This window comes from Rhodoblastus sp. (genome assembly GCF_041915505.1).
Classification (GTDB): domain Bacteria; phylum Pseudomonadota; class Alphaproteobacteria; order Rhizobiales; family Beijerinckiaceae; genus Rhodoblastus.
Genome location: NZ_JAYSBG010000503.1, coordinates 1 through 1,830 on the forward strand (window position 1 = coordinate 1; position 1,830 = coordinate 1,830).

Sequence of the window (1,830 nt, forward strand, 5' to 3'; positions counted from 1 at the left end):
GGGGGTTCTCCATGAGTGAACGCATTTCGTCCGATCTGCAATCGGGCGCGCTGATCTATCACCAGCATCCGCGTCCCGGCAAAATGGAGATCCGCGCGACCAAGCCGCTCGGCAACCAGCGCGACCTTGCCCTCGCCTATTCGCCGGGCGTCGCCGCCCCCTGTCTCGAAATCGCCGCCGATCCGGCCAAGGCCGCCGATTACACTGTACGCCAGAACCTGGTCGCCGTGGTGACCAACGGCACGGCCGTGCTCGGCCTCGGCGACATCGGCCCGCTGGCCGCCAAACCGGTGATGGAAGGCAAGGCGGTTCTGTTCAAGAAATTCGCCGGCATCGACGTGTTCGACATTGAGGTCGCCGAAAACGACGTCGAAAAGCTGGTCGACGCCATCGCCGCGCTGGAGCCGACCTTCGGCGGCATCAATCTCGAGGACATCAAGGCGCCTGAGTGTTTCGAGGTCGAGAAGCGCCTGCGCGAGCGCCTGTCGATCCCGGTGTTCCACGACGACCAGCACGGCACCGCCATCATCGTCGGCGCCGCCGTGCGCAATGGCCTCGAACTCGCCGGCAAGAAAATCTCCGAAGCCAAGATCGTCGCCTCCGGCGCCGGCGCAGCGGCTCTCGCCTGTCTCGAATTACTGGTGGCGCTCGGCGCCCGGCGCCAGAACATTTTCGTCTCGGACATCGAGGGCGTGGTCTACAAGGGCCGCAACAAGCTGATGGATCCGATCAAGGAGACCTTCGCGCAGGACACTTCGGCGCGCACCCTGGCCGACATCATTCCCGACGCCGACGTGTTCTTGGGCCTCTCGGCCGGCGGCGTGCTGAAGCCGGACATGGTCAAGACCATGGCCCCAACGCCGCTCATTCTGGCTCTGGCCAATCCCAATCCGGAAATCCTGCCGGAAGACGCGCTGGCCGTGCGGCCCGACGCCATGCTGTGCACCGGCCGTTCGGATTATCCGAACCAGGTCAATAATGTGCTGTGCTTTCCCTATATTTTCCGGGGCGCGCTCGACGTTCACGCCACCACGATCAACGAGGCGATGAAGCTCGCGTCGGTCGAGGCCATTTCCTCTCTGGCGCGCGAGACGCCCTCCGAAGTCGTCGCGCGCGCCTATGGCGGCGTCGCGCCGATCTATGGCAAGGATTCGCTGATCCCCTCGCCGTTCGATCCCCGCCTCATCCTGCGCATCGCCCCCGCCGTGGCCCGCGCGGCCATGGACAGCGGCGTGGCGAAAAAGCCGATTGAGGATTTCGTCGCCTATCAGGAAAAGCTGGAGCGCACGGTCTATCGTTCGGGCTTCATCATGAAGCCGCTGATGCTGGCGGCCAAGGCCGCGCCCAAGCGCGTGGTCTATACCGAGGGCGAGGACGAGCGCGTGCTCCGCGCGGTCCAGTCGGTGATCGAGGAAGGCATCGCCAAGCCGATCTTGATCGGCCGCCGCGCCGTGGTCGAGAAGCGCATCAACGCTTTCGGCCTGTCGATCGCGCCCGAACGCGATTTCGAACTGGTCGATCCGCAGAGCGACCCGCGCTACAACGATTATGTCGCTACCCTGCTGTCGGTCGCCGGCCGGCGCGGCATCAATCCGAACACTGCGCGCACCCTGGTGCGCACCAACGCCACCGTGATCGGCGCCCTCGCTCTGGTGCGCGGCGAGGCCGACGCCCTGCTCTGCGGCCTTGAAGGCCGGTTCGGCTCGCGTCTGTCCTATCTGCGCGACATTGTCGGCCTCGCGCCGGGCGTCAGCGAATATTCCTCGCTGAGCCTGCTGATCAGCAGCAAGGGCGCCTTCTTCATGGCCGACACCCATGTCAGGCGGAACC

At 65.3% G+C, this 1,830-nt stretch carries 1 protein-coding gene; it reads left to right on the forward strand.

Annotation, left to right across the window (positions count from 1 at the left end; all coding sequences use genetic code 11):
* Window positions 1–11: 11 nt before the first annotated feature.
* Window positions 12–1,830: phosphate acyltransferase (locus ACE3S9_RS19180; protein WP_374548076.1), on the forward strand; the 1,819-nt coding region annotated here is incomplete at its 3' end.